General features: G+C 48.9%; 16 protein-coding genes. 5 read left to right on the plus strand and 11 right to left on the minus strand.

Features of this window, described 5'->3' with window-relative positions; genetic code table 11:
- Positions 1-99: 99 nt before the first annotated feature.
- From cysT to ABXS70_RS23495, 3 genes are all read right to left on the minus strand, one after another.
- Positions 100-939 carry a sulfate ABC transporter permease subunit CysT gene (cysT, locus tag ABXS70_RS23485; protein WP_366291260.1) on the minus strand — a complete coding sequence of 280 codons (840 nt, stop codon included), beginning with the start codon at positions 937-939 and terminating at the stop codon, positions 100-102.
- A 167-nt stretch (positions 940-1,106) separates the two neighbouring features.
- A complete protein-coding gene (locus tag ABXS70_RS23490) occupies positions 1,107-2,192 on the minus strand; it encodes a sulfate ABC transporter substrate-binding protein (protein ID WP_366291263.1) in 1,086 nt (361 codons plus the stop codon).
- A gap of 478 nt (positions 2,193-2,670) precedes the next feature.
- On the minus strand, positions 2,671-4,416 hold the full coding sequence (locus ABXS70_RS23495; protein ID WP_342556209.1) for a rhamnogalacturonan lyase: 1,746 nt from the start codon (positions 4,414-4,416) through the stop codon (positions 2,671-2,673).
- A 606-nt stretch (positions 4,417-5,022) separates the two neighbouring features.
- Here ABXS70_RS23495 and ABXS70_RS23500 point away from each other — a divergent pair.
- Positions 5,023-5,706: an S-layer homology domain-containing protein gene (locus tag ABXS70_RS23500; RefSeq protein ID WP_342553993.1), complete on the plus strand. Its 684-nt coding sequence runs from the start codon at positions 5,023-5,025 to the stop codon at positions 5,704-5,706.
- Between the two features lie 377 nt (positions 5,707-6,083).
- Here the strand turns inward: ABXS70_RS23500 and ABXS70_RS23505 are convergent, their stop codons facing one another.
- The 3 genes from ABXS70_RS23505 to ABXS70_RS23515 all read right to left on the minus strand — a co-directional run bounded on the left by ABXS70_RS23505 (position 6,084) and on the right by ABXS70_RS23515 (position 7,913).
- The gene (locus ABXS70_RS23505) at positions 6,084-6,257 is read right to left on the minus strand and encodes a hypothetical protein (protein ID WP_342553992.1); all 174 of its coding nucleotides are present in this window, start codon (positions 6,255-6,257) and stop codon (positions 6,084-6,086) included.
- A gap of 307 nt (positions 6,258-6,564) precedes the next feature.
- A complete protein-coding gene (locus tag ABXS70_RS23510) occupies positions 6,565-7,191 on the minus strand; it encodes a nitroreductase family protein (protein WP_342553991.1) in 627 nt (208 codons plus the stop codon).
- Positions 7,192-7,445: 254 nt separating this feature from the next.
- A complete protein-coding gene (locus tag ABXS70_RS23515) occupies positions 7,446-7,913 on the minus strand; it encodes an Rrf2 family transcriptional regulator (protein ID WP_342553990.1) in 468 nt (155 codons plus the stop codon).
- Between the two features lie 432 nt (positions 7,914-8,345).
- Here ABXS70_RS23515 and ABXS70_RS23520 point away from each other — a divergent pair, with 432 nt between their 5' ends.
- The 3 genes from ABXS70_RS23520 (at position 8,346) to ABXS70_RS23530 (ending at position 10,463) form a co-directional block, all read left to right on the plus strand.
- The gene (locus ABXS70_RS23520) at positions 8,346-9,143 is read left to right on the plus strand and encodes an MBL fold metallo-hydrolase (RefSeq protein WP_366291268.1); all 798 of its coding nucleotides are present in this window, start codon (positions 8,346-8,348) and stop codon (positions 9,141-9,143) included.
- Positions 9,067-9,642, plus strand: coding sequence for a WHG domain-containing protein (locus ABXS70_RS23525; RefSeq protein WP_342553988.1), 576 nt, complete (start codon positions 9,067-9,069; stop codon positions 9,640-9,642). Before ABXS70_RS23520 ends, ABXS70_RS23525 begins: the two co-directional genes overlap by 77 nt.
- A gap of 335 nt (positions 9,643-9,977) precedes the next feature.
- The gene (locus ABXS70_RS23530; protein ID WP_342553987.1) at positions 9,978-10,463 is read left to right on the plus strand and encodes a cytochrome c biogenesis protein CcdC; all 486 of its coding nucleotides are present in this window, start codon (positions 9,978-9,980) and stop codon (positions 10,461-10,463) included.
- Between the two features lie 181 nt (positions 10,464-10,644).
- Here ABXS70_RS23530 and ABXS70_RS23535 read toward each other — a convergent pair whose 3' ends face one another.
- From ABXS70_RS23535 to ABXS70_RS23550, 4 genes are all read right to left on the minus strand, one after another.
- A complete protein-coding gene (locus tag ABXS70_RS23535; RefSeq protein ID WP_366291272.1) occupies positions 10,645-11,658 on the minus strand; it encodes an NADP-dependent oxidoreductase in 1,014 nt (337 codons plus the stop codon).
- A gap of 246 nt (positions 11,659-11,904) precedes the next feature.
- Entirely contained in the window at positions 11,905-12,651 is a 747-nt protein-coding gene (map, locus tag ABXS70_RS23540) for a type I methionyl aminopeptidase (RefSeq protein ID WP_342553985.1), read from the minus strand.
- 714 nt (positions 12,652-13,365) lie between these two features.
- Entirely contained in the window at positions 13,366-14,184 is an 819-nt protein-coding gene (locus ABXS70_RS23545) for a protein kinase (protein ID WP_342553984.1), read from the minus strand.
- Positions 14,185-14,355: 171 nt separating this feature from the next.
- On the minus strand, positions 14,356-15,051 hold the full coding sequence (locus ABXS70_RS23550; RefSeq protein WP_342553983.1) for a hypothetical protein: 696 nt from the start codon (positions 15,049-15,051) through the stop codon (positions 14,356-14,358).
- A 539-nt stretch (positions 15,052-15,590) separates the two neighbouring features.
- Between ABXS70_RS23550 and ABXS70_RS23555 the strand changes: the two genes are divergently transcribed.
- Positions 15,591-16,544: an L-lactate dehydrogenase gene (locus ABXS70_RS23555; RefSeq protein WP_366291277.1), complete on the plus strand. Its 954-nt coding sequence runs from the start codon at positions 15,591-15,593 to the stop codon at positions 16,542-16,544.
- Positions 16,545-16,679: 135 nt separating this feature from the next.
- Here the strand turns inward: ABXS70_RS23555 and ABXS70_RS23560 are convergent, their stop codons facing one another.
- Complete coding sequence (locus tag ABXS70_RS23560) at positions 16,680-17,108, minus strand: hypothetical protein (RefSeq protein WP_342553981.1); 429 nt, start codon at positions 17,106-17,108, stop codon at positions 16,680-16,682.
- Positions 17,109-17,257: the final 149 nt, after the last annotated feature.

Consider the following 17,257-nt stretch of genomic DNA (forward strand, 5'->3'; position numbering starts at 1 on the left):
GTATTCCCGTCCGGGCCGCCACGAATGGGCAGGCCGCACGGACAGAATGCGAGGTTATTCGAGCTTCCTCTCCTCACCTCCTCTGATGCTGCTGCGATATCACGCTCTCCCTGCCTTACGACTCCAGCGCTGCAGGGAGTTGATGATGAGCAGCAGGATAAACGATATCAATAAGAGCAGCAGGGCTGTGGCTGCAGCTCCTGCATAATCAAACTGCTCCAGCTTTGCCATGATGAGCAGCGGCGCGATTTCCGTTTTCATCGGCATATTGCCTGAAATAAATACAACTGAACCGTACTCACCAATGCCCCTGGCAAAAGCCAGTGCAAACCCTGTCAGCAGCGGGGGGATCAAATCCGGCAGCAAAATAGTGCGGAAAATTCGCCATCGCCCTGCTCCCAGCGTTGCCGCAGCCTCTTCCACTTCTGCCTCAAGCTCCTCCAGCACTGGCTGCACGGTACGTACGACAAACGGAATACCGATAAACATGAGCGCAAGTGTAATTCCGGCCTGAGAGTATGCCAGCTTGATGCCCAAAGGCTCTACGAACTGTCCAATCCAACCGTTTCCGGCATAGATTGCCGTAAGAGCCACTCCGGCTACTGCCGTGGGCAGCGCAAACGGCAGATCAATGACCGCATCGAATATTCGTTTACCGGGAAATGAATACCGGACCAGCACCCAAGCCAGGAGCAGGCCCAGGAACAGATCAATTAAAGCCGCTGCTCCGGCTGTCAGGAAGCTGACCCGAAACGAAGCCAGCACTCTTGGATTGGTGGCTACTTCCACCATCGCTGCCCAAGTCAATCCTGTGGAGTTGAATATCAGTGCCGTCAGTGGAATCAGCACGACCAGACTCAGATACAATACGCTGTAACCCATCGTTAATCCGAATCCTGGCAGTGTTCGCCTTCCCCGGATTGCGATCCCCTTGCTCATGCCTATTCACCCTCTCCGCCGTCAGCCGGTAGGGCTGGTTGGCTGCGTACAGTGCAATATGTGCTCTTGTAGTGTTTCTTTTGTTGTGTTTCTTTTGCTCTCTTTTGGTTCTGCTGCACTTTCGTTGTTCTCCCAGTTCGACTCCTCGGTTCCGAGAAGAGGTGTTCCTAGCTGCCCGGTACGTAGATCTGATCGAAGACACCGCCATCTTTGAAGTGTTTGGCCTGGGTATCCCCCCAAGTACCAAAAACATCTTTTAACGTGAACAGCTCCAGCGCCGGGAACTGGTCCTTGAATTTCTCTTTCACACGGTCCAGCGTTGGACGGTAGTAATTTTCGGCAGCAATCGTCTGGCCTTCTTCGCTGTAAAGGTATTGGAGGTAAGCCTCCGCCACATCGCGGGTACCTTTTTTGTCTACATTTTTATCCACGATCGCCACAGGGGGTTCAGCCAAAATGCTGATGGAAGGCACAACGATGTCGAATTTGTCCGGTCCCAGCTCTTTCACCGAGAGGAATGCCTCATTCTCCCAAGCCAGCAGCACATCGCCAATGCCGCGTTCCACAAATGTCGTTGTTGATCCTCGAGCACCCGAGTCGAGCACAGGAGCGTGTTTGAACAGTTCTGCCACGAACTGTTTGGCCTTCTCTTCGTCGTTGTTGTTATGCTTCAGGGCATAACCCCATGCCGCCAAATAGTTCCACCGTGCGCCGCCCGATGTTTTCGGATTCGGTGTAATCACCTGGGTGTCTCCTTTGATCAGATCATCCCAATCCTTGATGCCTTTGGGATTACCTTTGCGCACCAGAAACACAATGGTGGACGTGTACGGTGAACTGTTATGCTCGTATTTTTCCTGCCAGCCTGCATTAATCAGGCCTTTATCTTCAATCGCATCAATATCATAGCCAAGCGCCAGCGTCACCACATCTGCATCCAGTCCGTCAATGACGGAACGGCTCTGCTTACCCGAACCTCCGTGAGATTGTTTAATGGTCACTTCCTGACCCTTCTCTTTCAGCCAATGCGCGGCAAATGCCTTATTATATTCCTCATAAAGTTCCCGTGTCGGGTCATAGGAAACGTTGAGCAGTTCAACTACTTTGCTTCCTTCCTTGGTCCCGTCTGTTCCTGATCCTGCTGAAGCACCTGCCGCACCAGACCCGCTGTTATCGGATCCGCAAGCCGCCAGCACCCCTGTTAACACCAGTGCCAGCCCAACCAGAATTCCCTTATGAACTCTCTTTCCCATCACTTTACACTCCCCCCGATATAAACTTGCATGATTAACTACAGGTTGGCAGAACAGCGGAACGCACCCGAAAAAAAAACAACAAGACGGAGGAACCCCTGCGCACTCTCCCCTCATCAAGTCATACCGACCCCAAGGCCGTGTATGCTTCATCCGGTAAAATGCGCTGCGGTGTTCCTCCGTCTATACGGTGAGAACGCTATGCTGTTCAAATGTGTGTACTCTTGTGTCTGTCATGACCGACTCCGCAACAAAATCAGCCATTTTCATTATTCCTACCTGTTTAGTAAGTTATATACGTATAATAAAGGCAGTCTATATGACTGTCAAACGTTTTTTCCACTTTTCACCGAAATTCTGCACCTCTGGAAAAAAAGAGGAACAACGGCTCCTTACTCGTTGTTCCCTTCCGCGAAGTTTAATCCTTCGCTGATCCTGTTCACATGACTGGAGCCGGGCTGCAGAACCTGCCCGTTCTTTATCTGCCCGCATACCGAATATTCGGCATTGGAGGCGGGTTCATTCCTTCACCCAGATAAAAGCCGGTATGCGGCGGCTGGTTATAAGCCGTATTTTGCCAAGCGATTCCGAGACGATATACCGGATCATGCATCAGAGTATAAATACGCTTGTCCGTCAGAGCTGTGGTGGTGTAGATTCGCAATGCCGAGCTGTCATTTGTACGCCATACGACCTCTTCCCGCCAGTCTCCGAAAAGGTCTGCCTGAAGGCTCGGTGTAGATTTGGTGCCATTATTGGAAGATACCCCGGAAGCAGTCAGCAGATTTACAGTTTTACTGTTGGCATAGTCCCATTTGTCGATCCGGTTGCTGTCCAGCAGCTCGCGCAGCAGATCACCGTCCCACCAGATGCCAAAATTCGTGGAAGAAGGCAGAACAGAACCGAGCTTCTGCCCTTTGGCTGTGTACAGGCTGCCGTCTGCCCATACTTCGGCACCTTTGTACCTTGGATCGATATCTGCTGCCATGCCGCGTCCAATATCTTTCGTTGTTTTGATACCCCAGATAAGCTGACCCGTACCTGCATCACGGAACGATACCCCTGCATTGGACGGTGTCTCGTGAACCTGAAATACCTCCAGCCCCGGACGATCCGGGTCCAGATCACTCAGATGCATCGCATCTCCATGCTTCAAACCTGTCGTGTACAGCCCTCTTCCATTATCGTCGACAGCCATAGCCCCATAAACAATCTCATCCCTGCCATCCCCGTCGACATCAGCCACACTCAGATTATGATTTCCCTGTCCGGCATAGCCTGAATTGCCTGCCGTATTGGAGTCAAAAATCCACTGCTTAGTCAGCTGTCCGTTTCGCCAGTTATAGGCTGCCAGCACACTCCGTGTATAGTACCCGCGAGCCATAACCAGACTTGGGCGTTCACCATCCAGGTAAGCAACGGCCGCGAGAAAGCGGTCGACCCGATTGCCGTAATTGTCTCCCCAGTCTGAGACATTACCCCGTGCCGGTTCATAGTTTATGGTGGACATCGCTTTTCCCGTCTGCCCGTTGAAGATCGTCAGGAATTCGGGTCCGGATAACACATAGCCGCTCGAATTGCGGTAATCCTTGCTGGCATCCCCGATCACAATGCCTGTACCATCCCGAGTGCCGTCAGCTGTTTTCATGGCGATTTCGGCTTTGCCGTCCCCATCCAAATCGTAAACCATGAACTGGGTATAGTGAGCGCCCGCACGAATATTTTTGCCTAAACTGATCCGCCACAGGCGAGTGCCGTTTAATTTGTATGCATCGATGAATACTTCACCGGTATAACCGCTTTGCGAGTTATCCTTGGAGTTGGAAGGGTCCCACTTCACGATCAGCTCGTATTGACCGTCTCCATCCAGATCCCCTGCGCTGGCGTCGTTGGCACTGTAGGTATAAGCCACACCATCCGGTGTGGTTCCACCCGCAGGAACTTGAAGCGGCACGCTCAAATAATTGCTGCCCCAGACACCTGCAGCGGCAGAAGCAGCCTGCTCGGTTCCACCAACAACAGCACGCACCGTATACTTTGAACTGCTTGTCCCGCCTGCATCCTGCAGATTGGTGCTGCCTGTTATAGGTGATGTATTCACTTTGATTCCATCCCGATACACATTAAAAGCCACATTGGAGCCTTCCGTTCCGAGCAGACGCCAACTGACAAACACACCACTGCCTGTTTTCACTGCCACCACACCCCGATCCAGATATTCCATCTGCCTCGGACCAGCTGCATGAGCTCCAGGCAGGTGGATCAGACCAGGCGAAGCGGAAAACAGTGCCGAGCCCAGCAGCATTATGCCGGCTGCCCGCCATGTGCGCTTCCAGAGTGATAATTGTCCCATTATTCATTGCCTCCCCAATCAAATTGGTAAGCCCAATGCCTTGTAGCGCATCTACAGATATGCAGGTAAAAATCAATTTTATGTAAGCGCTTTACTAATTATATTTTAAATTAAACATAAAATCCCATCTATAGGTCTTAATTAGTAAAAACGTTGGTCGTCAGACATTTCGTTCGTATCACAAAAGTAACTGTGATTTCATAATCCGTTCATCGGCCTGACAGATCCCATTGCACATTTTTCTAACGATCTCCAGAAACGCTATTCGGGCATGGTCGCACGGTTTTATTTTCTAACAATTTCAGAAAAGCTTACTGAGACGATCACCCCCGGATTATCGGACTAATCCAAAGGTTACGTTGTGAATTCAGATTTGGCAACAATGGAAGCAACCTTTTGAACAGAAGGGTCGTCTATAGGTGCAAATCACTTTAAAATAAAGGGAAATACCTCCCTGGAAAAGCGAGGCGACACGAGATGAAAAAAAATATGATGGCTGCTTTCAGCGCAGCGGCGCTGCTTACGCTCTCACTAAGTGCAGGTCCTCTCCATGCTGCGCCATCCAATTTCACGGATATTCAAGGATTACCAGGTGCAGACAAAATTGAATCCCTTCATCAGAACGGGTTAATCAAAGGGGTTAGTGACAACTTGTTCAAGCCGGAAGAACAGCTGAATACAGCCCAAGGCATTCAATTGATTGTAGACGGGCTGGATCTTAACCTTAACGCTATTCGTTTCATCAAAATGCCTGTACCGAGTGATTATTTTTCTGCTGTAAAAGATGGCGTCTGGTACAGCGATGCGTTCATCCGCGCACAGTACAACAGCATCAAGCTGCCGCAGAATATCGACCCCTCCAAACCGCTCACCCGTGAGCAGTACACCCTGTTCCTGATGCAGGCCATAGAGGCCAAAGGCGGTCTGCCTATGATCAAAATTCAGCCTGTTGATATCACAGATGAGAAAGAGCTTACGCCGGAGTACCAAGGTGCAGTACAGCGTTCCCTCGTGCTGAAAATCAGCACGCTGGATGCGAATGGACAGTTCAATCCGAAACAAGCCATTACTCGCGCTGATGCTGCGGTGATGATGTACAATGCAATGGAGCACATGGAATCCTTCTTTACACCGCAAATCCCGGAAACACCGGAGAAGTGAGATTAAATTTTCTCTTTAGTAAAGCCGGATTTTAAAAAGCTGATTATTTTGTAAAAGAAAACAGCACCAAATAAACTGCACTATTCTTTCGTAGAAAGAGTGCAGTTTATTTATTATACTGAGTTTGAATTTGAGATGGAGATTCACCTAAAGGTAGAGTGGAAATAAAGCGTGAGTTTGAATCGGAGCCTCTGTCTACGTGATTTATATTACACTGCAGAATCTGTCTCGTCTTTGATGCAGGAGGTTAGCTTGGTCAAACCCTTTAGCAGCATGGTCGTTTTCTAAATATCTCCGCCGCGATAAATATACGCAGACCATTTCGGAAAAACCTCTTTGAAAAATTTGTTTCCCAGGTCGGTTAAGTCCGAACTTTGCTAAACCAGGTCTTCCTTGAGTGAGCCATCCTCCTGAAATGGTTCTACAACGTTTAACTTATGTTCAACTAAAAATTTCATGTGTACCACTGTCATTGAAGTCACCTGCTGTCGATACGACAGACTTTTGCTTCTTTTCAGCATCGTAGGATAACTGTATCTTAATATACTCACACCTGCCGATCACCTCGATTATATGTACTATTGATATCATATTTTACCATACACAGAAATTCCCATTCAGACCGGAGCAATCTCCTGCCCACTTCTTTCTGTGCGTACACCAATACAAACACACAGCAGTTTGATCATCGGCAGCCTCTATCGCAGCAGTAAAATAACAGGTACAGGCCGCCTCATATTGAGCAGCTGAAACGAAGTTGAAGCGTAGTTGAAAAAGCAAAAAAGCGAGTACTCCCCCTGATTAGAAGGACCGTACTCGCTTAAATTATTACTGCTTATAATCCACGTTCAGATGATCTTAGAATGAACCTTTTACAACGACTTCAGACAATGGGAAGCGGCCTGACGGACGAGCCGGCTCAGCAGCCTTACCCACAGTGATCAACAGGGTTGGCACAAAACGTGCAGGGATGTTGAATGCTTCAATCAATTGCTGCGGGTTGTATCCACCCATCGGGCAGGTGTCATAACCCAGGGAGCGTGCTGCAAGCATGATATTCTGGGAAGCAAACGAAGCGTTGCGAATCGCTTCATCACGAGCGATTTGCGGACTTTGGTAAGCACCGTTAATTTGACCAACCAATGCGTCACGAACTTCCGCAGGCAGTGCACCAGCTTCAACAGCCTGATCATAGATAAATGTGTTGCGGTTAGCTTCCAGATCACCAAGAACCGCAATGGTAACGGAGCTGTCAACCACTTGTGTTTGGCCGTAAGCAATCGGGAGCAATTTTGCTTTGTCTGCTTCGGATTCAATGACGAGGAATCTCCAGTGCTGCAGATTCCAGGAAGATGGTGCTTCCGCAGCTGCGGTCAGTATTGCGTTCAGATCAGCTTCCGGCAATACAAAACCTTTTTCATACTTTTTAACTGCGTGGCGTTCGCTAATGACGCGAAGTGTTTCATTTTTTTCAGTAACCGACATTGTGTTCCACTCCCTAGTTGTGTTTGGAATATTTTATTTTTACGTTCGCAAAGCCTCTTGAAAGCTATTTCGCCCTCAAGCAAAGACCTTCCGAAAATAACATCAGCGCAGACGAACGCTCCCCATCTGTGTTCACGTTATGCCCGGAATCACCTCAATCTTCAATCCATCTTACACCGGAGCATACGCCTGTTTACACTTCTCCCCCATGCCTGGTCGAGCTGCATCATGATCCACCTAACGGATGACAATCATCAAGACTTCTCTTTCTCTTTGACAGAGAAACCTTCTATTAGACAGGCTCCTTCTCCACGCTCAATGCTTTGTCTTACATCACGAATGGATATTCCATCGAAATAAGCGCTCAGCGCCTCTTCTCCTCCATCGTATATAGCCCCCATCACACCCTGCATATTAGAGGATACTTTACAAGGTGAACCCGATTCACCTGAACACCAGCTTGGCCCCAGTGAACCTCCGGCTACGAGCCTGTACACTTCCCCCAGCTTGATCTCTTCACTTGGACGGCTGAGCAAGTACCCGCCATGGGCACCTTCCTTTGTTGTCAGGTAGCCATGTTTACGCAGAACACTCAGTACCTTGCGGACTCTGGCCGGGTGCGTCCCCACACTTTGGGACAGGTCTTCACTGTTGGCCATGCACTCGCTTCTCATGGATAGAAAAACAAGACAATGCACCGCAATGGTAAATTCGCTGTTCATAACTTACTCCCTTCCCGGCATAATGCGCCGATGAACTTCTTTCCAAGGTAAGTATAACTGTCATTATATGAATAACAGTTATGTTTGTCAACACCTGCACCTGGGCTTGGACCAAGTATGAATATGCCTGTTATACCAATACTTACAGCCCCTCTACGATCTGCTGAAAACACATTTGGAAAAGCAGGTTGGAGAAGCCATTTATATAAAAAAAGTGAGCCTTTCGCATCGCGAAGGGCTCCAATAAGATAGACATATGAAAGGGCTTACGTGATTATTATAATCGGTAATCCGCAATTTGAAAACGCTTTTTTTGTAAAGTTTGATTTTAATCTGATTTCATGATAACCCGGCTCATTTTAAAATAATGATTGCCAAAACTAATGTCATTAGTTATATTACTAACATCATTAGTTTACGGGAGGTTTTCAAGTGCGTATTATCCGCGAGTTCGATGTAACCCAAGTCACATTTTTCCCCCGCCTCTTTCCTGTAAATGTCTATCTGGTTGAAGAAGAGCAGCATTTGACCCTGATTGATGCAGGAATGCCATTCAGTCTTAAAGGAATTCTTACAGCAGCCGCTGCACTCGGTAAGCCTATTACTACCATCATCCTGACCCATGCTCATGCTGATCATGTTGGTTCACTTGATGGTCTCAAGGATGCACTTCCCGATGCTGAGGTGTGCATCTCCAGACGGGATGCCGAGCTGTTAGCAGGGGATGTTTCACTGCTGCCGCACGAGCCGCAGACGAAAATACGCGGCAGTGTGCCTAAAGGCGTCCGTACGAAGCCGGATCGCCTGCTCGAAGATGGCGACCAGATCGGTTCGCTGGTCGCCATTGCTTCTCCAGGCCATACGCCGGGGCATATGGCCTTTATGGATACACGCAGCCGAGTGCTGATTGCCGGCGACGCGTATCAGGTGCGCGGCGGTCTGGCTGTATCCGGCCGCATGCGCCCGCTTTTCCCGTTCCCTGCGCTGGCCACGTGGAATCGCGAAGCGGCACTAGCCAGCGCCAAGCGCCTGGCAGAGCTGGAACCGTCCGTGCTGGCCGTTGGCCACGGACGGATGCTGCGCCAGCCCGCGACCGCCATGCGCGCGGCCGCAGCGGATGCGCAGCAGCGGCTGCAGCCAGCCGGGGGCAGCGATGAGCCCCCGGCAAGGTCTGGACCGCGACGCGCTGCTCAGCGCCGCGATCCAGATCGTGGACAGCGACGGCTTTGAGGCGCTGACCCTTGCCGCTCTTGCGAAGCGGCTCGATGTGCGCTCACCGTCGCTCTATAACCACATCAGCGGGCTTCCCGGGCTTCGCCAAGAACTGGCGCTGATGTCAGTGCAGCAGCTTGGCCTCGCCGTAAACGAGGCTGCGGCTGACCACACCGGCGATGAGGCCATTCAGGCCATCGCCGCTGCTTACTTGGGCTTCGTTCGCCGGCATCCCGGGCTCTACGAAGCCTCGTACCATGCACCCGATCTGAATGAACCACAGCTCGCGGCATGCAAAACAGCTCTGCTGAACATGATGCTGCATACCCTGCAGCCATACCCCCTCACCGAAGCGCAGGCGCTGCATGCTGTTCGGGGATTGCGAAGCCTCTGCCATGGTTTTGCCTCAATCGAGGCACAGGGCGGCTTCGGCATGGATTTCAGTCCAGACGACAGTTTGCGTCTGACCGTGTCTGCCTTTCTTCACGGGCTGCGCCACCTTTCCGAAAACACATAACAAGGCCGCTCTTGTCAGAGTAAGAGGACAGTCTTGAACAAGCTGCACCAAGTCATTGAACCTCGCCCAGCCAGTCAAGCTTTGGGTACCGCATGAAGTTTCCATCTTCGCGGTACCTTTTCATTTTCCCATCGTTCGAATAAACATGAGCTCGGCGGGAACACTATTACATACATATTTTCCTAATAAAAAAAGGTCGGTATCTTCATCGTTTTATAATATATGCGTTCTATCGAGTTCCAGCGTTTGTGCTATAATAGGAACTGAAAAATCAGGTTATTTGTATTTCATCCGGTCTATCGGATTACATATCATTCCAGAAAGAGGGCGTTTACGTGGCTCAAATCTCTCCGTACTATCTTCAGATCGGGGCGACCGTTGGTATGCTGGTCATGGCCTTACTTGCCATCTTTATTCGCATGAAGGCCAGCCACCGACCAGTCACCATTCGTAAAATCATTATTCCGCCGCTCGGCATGAGCACAGGCTTTTTTATGTTTGCTGTACAGGAGACGCGTGTCCCATGGTTATGGGCATTCATTGCTTTTCTGGTCGGCTGGTTTATTTTCTCGTATCCGCTGATTCGCAGCACCCGGTTTGAACGCGTAGGAGAAGAGATCTTCGCCACACGTTCCCGCAGTTTTGCCTTCATCTTGCTTGGATTGCTGGCTGTACGCCTAATACTGCATGAAGTCATCCAGCAGTACGTCAGTATTCCGCAAACGGGTGGTTTGTTCTTCCTGCTCGCGTTCGGTATGATTGTGCGCTGGCGTGTATATATGTATAAGCACTACAAAGAAGTGCTGGCTGTTCAACATTAGGCAGCTGTAGTGTCGCAGTATCACAGCAACTCAAAAGACACGTTCATCACCATCCAAAGGTGCTAAAGAACGTGTCTTTTACTTTTCTTGCTGTCACTTTTGTGTTTGCTTTTGTCTTCAACTTCAGACACGAGAGCCCCACAGACCTGCTCAGCTGAGACTTGAAGCAAAAAGCCATTTATCATTCAGGGTCCGCAACTTTTACCAGCTGCTTGCCCAGATTATCTCCCGAGAAAAGACCCATGAAGGCTTCCGGTGTGCGTTCGAAACCATCTACGATGTTCTCCTCATACTGCAGCTTGCCTTCCTTGATCCATTTGGCCAGCTTGGCGCGCCCTTCCTTAAAGGACTTTGTATAGTCGCCCAGCAAAAAGCCTTTCATCAGTGCTGTGTTCGTTAACAGCAGTGTCTGTGGACGCATTCCGATATCCGGCTTCTCCAGATTATAGGATGAAATCTGTCCACACAGCGGAATACGAGCATTCCGATTAATATGACGCAGCACGGCATCCGAGATGTCGCCGCCGACATTGTCGAAATACACGTCCACTCCGTTTGGACAAGCTTTTGCAATCGCTGCAGACATATCCTGCTCCGTCTTGTAATTGAGCACAACGTCGAAGCCAAGCTTTTCTCTCAGATAATCGCATTTATCGTCAGAACCGGCAATACCGACCACACGTGCACCGACGATTTTACCGATTTGACCCGCAATCATCCCCACAGCTCCTGCCGCACCGGATACAACAACCGTCTCGCCATCTTTAGGTTTTCCGATATCCTCCATACCGAAGTATGCGGTCAACCCCGTCAAGCCGAGTGCACCCAGATAGGCTGTGATTGGAGCCTCATCTGAATCAATCAGTGACAGATCCGCTGTATTGACCGCAGCGTACTGCTGCCATCCCCACATGCCGGTGACCAGATCCCCTTTGCGCAAATTCGGCTCGGACGATTCCACAACCTGTCCAATCGCCCCACCCTTAATGACTTCATTCAAGGCATACGGTGGTGCATACGATTTCGTATCTTTCATTCGTCCCCGCATGTACGGATCGACCGACAAATATAATGTACGAACCAGCACCTGCCCGGCTTCCGGTTCTGGCAGCGGTACCTCAACGAATTCAAAATTTTCTCTGGAAGGTGCCCCTTCAGGACGGGACGCCAGTACAATCTGTTTGTTTACAGTCATCAAAATAACCTCCTGATTCCCAATGGCTTCAAGGTCAACCCTTGTCATCTGCAGTGAAACAGTGCACCACTGGCTCTATGTTGAATCTTCATAATAGTTTAAACCGAAACAGGCGGATCACAAACGTGGGCCGCCCAGAAATATACAAATATCATCACACGGCAGCTTTCAACCATGCCTAATACAATTTTTCAATCCTTACGGGGACTTCTCAATGACCCATCTAATAAAACCTCTCAACCAACCTTACTGTGCAGTCAAAATGACGGGGCCTTCCGCTGTGATCGCAATGGTGTGCTCATATTGGGCAGACAGGCTTCCATCCAATGTGCGTGCAGTCCAACCGTCTGAATCCAGCTTGCTGCGGAATGTTCCTGTATTCAGCATCGGTTCAATGGTAATAACCATACCTTCCTTGAGACGTGGGCCGCGATGTGGCGGACCGTAATGTGGAACCTGAGGTTCTTCGTGCATCTTTTCCCCGATCCCGTGTCCAATAAATTCACGAACTACCGCCAGACCTTCTCCTTCGGCATACTGCTGAATTGCATTGGAGATGTCACCGATCCGATTGCCTACAACTGCAAGCTCTATCCCTTTATATAGAGAGTTTTTGGTCACATCCAGCAGATGCTGTGCTTCGGGACTTACATTCCCCACCGCATAAGACCAAGCCGAATCGGCCAGCCAGCCATTCAAATTAACGACCATGTCGATGGTAACGATATCGCCGTCTTTCAGTACGTATTTTCCCGGAAAGCCGTGACAGATCACGTCATTAACCGACGCACATGTCGCATAAGGGTATCCGTTGTACCCCTTTTGTTCCGGAATAGCGCCATTTTTTTTAATAAATGCTTCTGCAAACTGGTCAATTTCCTGTGTTGTGATCCCCGGACGAATCAATTTTGCGATTTCTCTATGGCACGCAGCAAGAATTTCGCCCGCTTTTCTCATATATTCAATCTGTTCTTTGGTCTTTAAAGTAATCATGCCAACTACTCCTTGTCCGTTATGATCTTATCCTGTCTTCTATTGTAACGCGAAATGCCCAAAATAAAAAATTTCGGTTCTCTAGCCAACATCATATTATACGCCAAGCCGCCAATGGATGAATACTCTTTTCTCGAAAAACACGAAACCCCTCTCAGACGAGCATCGTATTAGCATAAATAACTGAAAACGAAAGGGTGAACGACTTATGTTTAAGAAGCTCATAGGAAAACTAATGGACTCCAAGTCCTCATCTCACCACAAACGTTACAGTTCCTCCAATAGACGATCCTATAAAAAATACAGCAGCTCCTCCGGCAAACGCACATACAAACGCTACTCATCATCGGATATGAAACACAGGGATCAACGCCATGGCTCCGGTTATTATAAAAGCAGGAAATACAGCTCCAGCTAAACGAAATACGGTTCTGGCCGGATTGACTGTACAAACCCTAGGTGATAGACCAGCCACCTAACTTACACTATGTATGCAGCGAGCTAAGATTCAGATTCGATTCGTTTGGATTGGGATTGGATTCCCTTATGCTTGGACTGCTGCTTAAGCTTGACTTGTCTTAATTCGGCCTTGGCTTGAGTCTAATTCTCAGCTGCGAGACATACTAAAGGGGTGTTCACCAATACCGTTCTCACGGTCAGCTGAACACCCCTTTTTATATTTATACTTGCTTTGCTCCGCTCTGCACACTTCCTTTACAGCAGCAGTTTCAAACCCTCCATCTCGAACAGCAGCTCTGCTGCCCCGCCCTCATAACCCGGACGAAGCCCCAGAAGCCGTTCCAGCATTTCATGCAGTTCAGGCGTAAGTCGAAGTTCCTCCTGCCAGCTGGCAGGGGCGCTTCCCTTCTGCGGCTCATACGCTGAGTACAGCATAAAAAGCAGAAAGTGTCCGATATCCTGCAGATCCTGATCAGGTACAGCTGGCTCATTTTCGGCCTCAGGCACATCCTTCATTCGGCGCTTCAACTCTGGCAGCAGCGGCTCCCCCAAGCGTCTTGCCAGGCCAAAATCAATCAGATACACCTGTCCCTCTCGTAAGATGACGTTAGGGATTCGTATGTCGCCGTGAATATACCCCTGCTCATGCACATGAGCAACCGGAGTCAGCAGCTGAATGGCGAATTCAATGCACTCAAGCTCTGTATACTGCTGCCCCTGCTCGAAAATTAAATGTTCCAGTGTCTGTCCGCGAATGTACTCTGTCACCATGTAATTCCGTCTTCGCACTGTAAATGCGTCCAGCAGCTTAGGAATTGAAGGATGATGCAGGTGATGCAGCACGTCCGCTTCCCGAAACAACAGCCGTGCGGCAAGTTTCCCCTTGCTGGGCTTCGACTCCTTCAATGCCACTTCTATTCCAGTCTGCTGGTCTACACACAGATAGGTAAGTCCATAACTCCCTATACCCAGCAGCTCCCGTATAACATAACGCTCCCCGACAATCATGTCTTCCCGCCCCGGACGGTCTGTCCACAGCCCAAGCAATCTACGCCAGCTTCGCTCCAGTTCCACGCTGCCTCCTATGCCAGTATGCTGACCCCGTTTATCGTAAACCGAAAAATGGCGGATCAGCGGCTGGACTTCATGTTGTATTGGAGCTAATTATATCAGGCCGTATAGGTTGAAATCACGATCAGCCGTAATGCAGGATGATTATTAATGTAAACTGATCAGTCATGATCATCAAGCTTCCTTATGTTTCTTGGGCAGCAGACCAAACAGCATACGGAGCGAAGTGACTTTGGACTTGCGTTTTCTTCCCTGGTAACTGCGCAGATTCGTGACCAGTTCGCGGTCCCGTTCCTCCTCCAGCTTTTCGTTCATCCATACACGCTGCTTCTCCATCTGTTCCTGCAGCGCAAGGTGGGTTTCCGCCAGATGCTGAAGTGTGAGCTCCAGTTCATCTACACGATGCTGCAGCAGCTGCACACGATCATCCTGTTCCTGCTTTGGTTCTACCGCACCGTAAGTGACCTCACTTACAAGCTGACCCAGCCCTTCATACGATCTCAGCTGGCCATGCTGATCCACTTCCAGCAGCGGTTTGGAATCAGGGCCAGACAGCACGGCACTGGCAGCAGCACACTCCTGTTCTGATTGCTCGTAAGCACTCTGCACTAAGTCCGGTTCTGATTGTTTTTCTGCCGGAGACAGCACCGTGACTACGGCATCAGCCAGCGGCAGATTATGCTCACGAAGCTCCGTCATCAGGCGTTCAATGCACTCGATATCATCGGATTTGAACAATCTTGATTTATTCGCAGCACGTTCGAAGCGATATCCCTGCTCCTCCAGCGCTGCCGCATATTTACGAAGAGTACTGGCGCCTATTCCCAGGCTCTTGGCCGTTTCCGTCGTTGCTCCTGCTTCTTCAATCATTTTTAATTCCCTCCCGGTATGAAGTCTTTTGGGCTTGCAAAATAACGGCTTCAGCGTTCCTGCAGCGAACTGTCATCGGATCGGGTAACCTCTCTTCTGCACAACAATGGATATGGATTAAAATAACCTTTCACACACACCCCATCAGAGTTCCTTTCTGCATGTCGATAAGTATTCGTCGATGTGCACGCATAACCCTTTGACGGTTTAGTTCTGTTTCTGCGGAATCATAAGAACTTTTGTCAGGTATCATTTTCGTAGAAAATTCCCTTTATCCGACAAGCTGCAGGAATGCTGTCATGTCGGAATATGGACATGCAGATGCTGTCTAAAATTCAGAGTTCAAGTGATTCATGTCATTTTTGTTAACTCCGCCGCTCCAATACGCTCCCGCGACAAAGGAAATCATTGCTGTATGGCTTTTTTATGTGTTATCTTATGTAACGTAGAATTGAACATCGGCATAAAATAAAGCACTATACTTAACATAAGAATAATCAGGTAACGGATAAATTCATTGTAAACGGAGGCTGAAGGCAGTGTTAGGCAAATCAGGTAAGGTGGCAGTCATCGGGGCAGGTCTTGTGGGTTCAAGTTGTGCATATTCGATGATTAATCAATCGATATGCAGGGAGATTATGATGGTTGATCGGACGTATGACCGGGCTGTGGCACAGGCTCTGGATTTTTCTCACTGCATGGACTTCACTCATAACCGAACCAAAGTCTACGCAGGGACCTACGCCGATTGCGGCAGTATGGATGTGATCATTCTGACTGCAGGAGCCAATCCGAAGCCAGGGCAGACGAGACTGGATGTTCTGGAGGAAGCGGAGTCCATTGCCAAAGATATTGTGGTCCCCATTATGGATAGTGGTTTTAATGGAATTTTTGTCATCGCGGCGAACCCCGTGGATATCGTTACGTATATGGTATGGAAATTATCTGGTTTGCCGCGTGAACGTGTGATCGGAACGGGTACATCCATTGACTCTTCACGGCTCAAAACACTGCTGTCCGAGGTATTCTCCATCGATCCGCGCAGCGTACACGGTTATGCACTTGGTGAACATGGAGAGTCCCAATTTGTTGCCTGGTCGCATGTGACGATCGGAGGCAAACCTATTCTGCATATTCTGGATCAGCATAAAGAACGCTTCAAACACCTGAACCTGGACGATATCGCCAAAAAAACGAAGGATGCCGGTTGGGAAATATTTACCCGTAAAGGCTCGACTCAGTACGGCATCGGAAATGCACTCGCCCACATTACCCGCTCCATCCTGAATGATGAGCACAAAATCATTGCCGTTTCCGCTATTCTGGACGGCGAGTATGGGCAGCGGAATGTCTGCGCAGGAGTCCCGGCCATCATAGGCGAAGGCGGCATTCAAGAGATTATCGAATTAAATCTCGACCAAGCCGAGTTTGAGAAATTCGAGCGCTCCTGCGAGATTTTGTCGGGTAATATCAACCGTCTGACCATCGCTTAAGCCCTATAAATCCTCCTTCCAGACGAACAAAAAAAATGCACCTCTTGGAATGTCAGCAGATAGACTACCGATTTAAACCGCTGACTATTCTAAGGGGTGCAGCTCAAAACACGATCAGCAAGCTAAAAGTATCCTCTATTTATTTTGGCCCAATAGATACTCGCACAGGTTAATGTACATTTCCTGCATTTTAAGAGATCTTAGAAGATAAGATGGATTAACATCAATTGGTGCAATCAGCTTTAGGATTGAAGCAAATTCTTCATAGGTTGGGGGTAATTCACTCCGCAGATAATCATCCGGAACAGAGAAGTATTGATTGCGCTCCCTGATCTCTTTTATTTTTTCACTGTGAAAGAGTATGGAATTTTCATCATTTTGAGCAGAGCGACCACGTAATCGATAGTTAAGTATGTACAATAGGTCCTGTAAAGATCGTGTTTGTTTTTCAGTGAAATCATGATCCAGCAGGTACATGAAATAAGGATGTTCGTCCGAGGCAGCCACTGTTTTAATAAGCTTGATTTGGTACTTCAGGAGCTCAAGCTGTTCTTCTACATTCATTACATTCCCACCTTTACAATTCGCTAAATGAATAAGATAGACACTCTATGTTCCTTTACACGATCAGCATACTCCTTTTCCCCAAAATACTTCAATAGAATTCCGAACGCTTCTCTCCCTTCAACGGATAACAAAAAGGACACCCCTAT

Origin of the sequence: Paenibacillus sp. AN1007 (assembly GCF_040702995.1) — a bacterium.
GTDB lineage: Bacteria > Bacillota > Bacilli > Paenibacillales > Paenibacillaceae > Paenibacillus.

What these genes read in the sequence shown, in the direction of transcription:
- cysT (WP_366291260.1), bottom strand. Translation starts at nt 939, where the DNA reads ATGAGCAAGGGGATCGCAATCCGGGGAAGGCGAACACTGCCAGGATTC.
- ABXS70_RS23490 (WP_366291263.1), bottom strand. Translation starts at nt 2,192, where the DNA reads ATGGGAAAGAGAGTTCATAAGGGAATTCTGGTTGGGCTGGCACTGGTG.
- ABXS70_RS23495 (WP_342556209.1), bottom strand. Translation starts at nt 4,416, where the DNA reads ATGGAATATCTGGATCGGGGTGTGGTGGCAGTGAAAACAGGCAGTGGT.
- ABXS70_RS23500 (WP_342553993.1), top strand. Translation starts at nt 5,023, where the DNA reads ATGAAAAAAAATATGATGGCTGCTTTCAGCGCAGCGGCGCTGCTTACG.
- ABXS70_RS23510 (WP_342553991.1), bottom strand. Translation starts at nt 7,191, where the DNA reads ATGTCGGTTACTGAAAAAAATGAAACACTTCGCGTCATTAGCGAACGC.
- ABXS70_RS23515 (WP_342553990.1), bottom strand. Translation starts at nt 7,913, where the DNA reads ATGAACAGCGAATTTACCATTGCGGTGCATTGTCTTGTTTTTCTATCC.
- ABXS70_RS23525 (WP_342553988.1), top strand. Translation starts at nt 9,067, where the DNA reads ATGAGCCCCCGGCAAGGTCTGGACCGCGACGCGCTGCTCAGCGCCGCG.
- ABXS70_RS23535 (WP_366291272.1), bottom strand. Translation starts at nt 11,658, where the DNA reads ATGACTGTAAACAAACAGATTGTACTGGCGTCCCGTCCTGAAGGGGCA.
- map (WP_342553985.1), bottom strand. Translation starts at nt 12,651, where the DNA reads ATGATTACTTTAAAGACCAAAGAACAGATTGAATATATGAGAAAAGCG.
- ABXS70_RS23550 (WP_342553983.1), bottom strand. Translation starts at nt 15,051, where the DNA reads ATGATTGAAGAAGCAGGAGCAACGACGGAAACGGCCAAGAGCCTGGGA.
- ABXS70_RS23560 (WP_342553981.1), bottom strand. Translation starts at nt 17,108, where the DNA reads ATGAATGTAGAAGAACAGCTTGAGCTCCTGAAGTACCAAATCAAGCTT.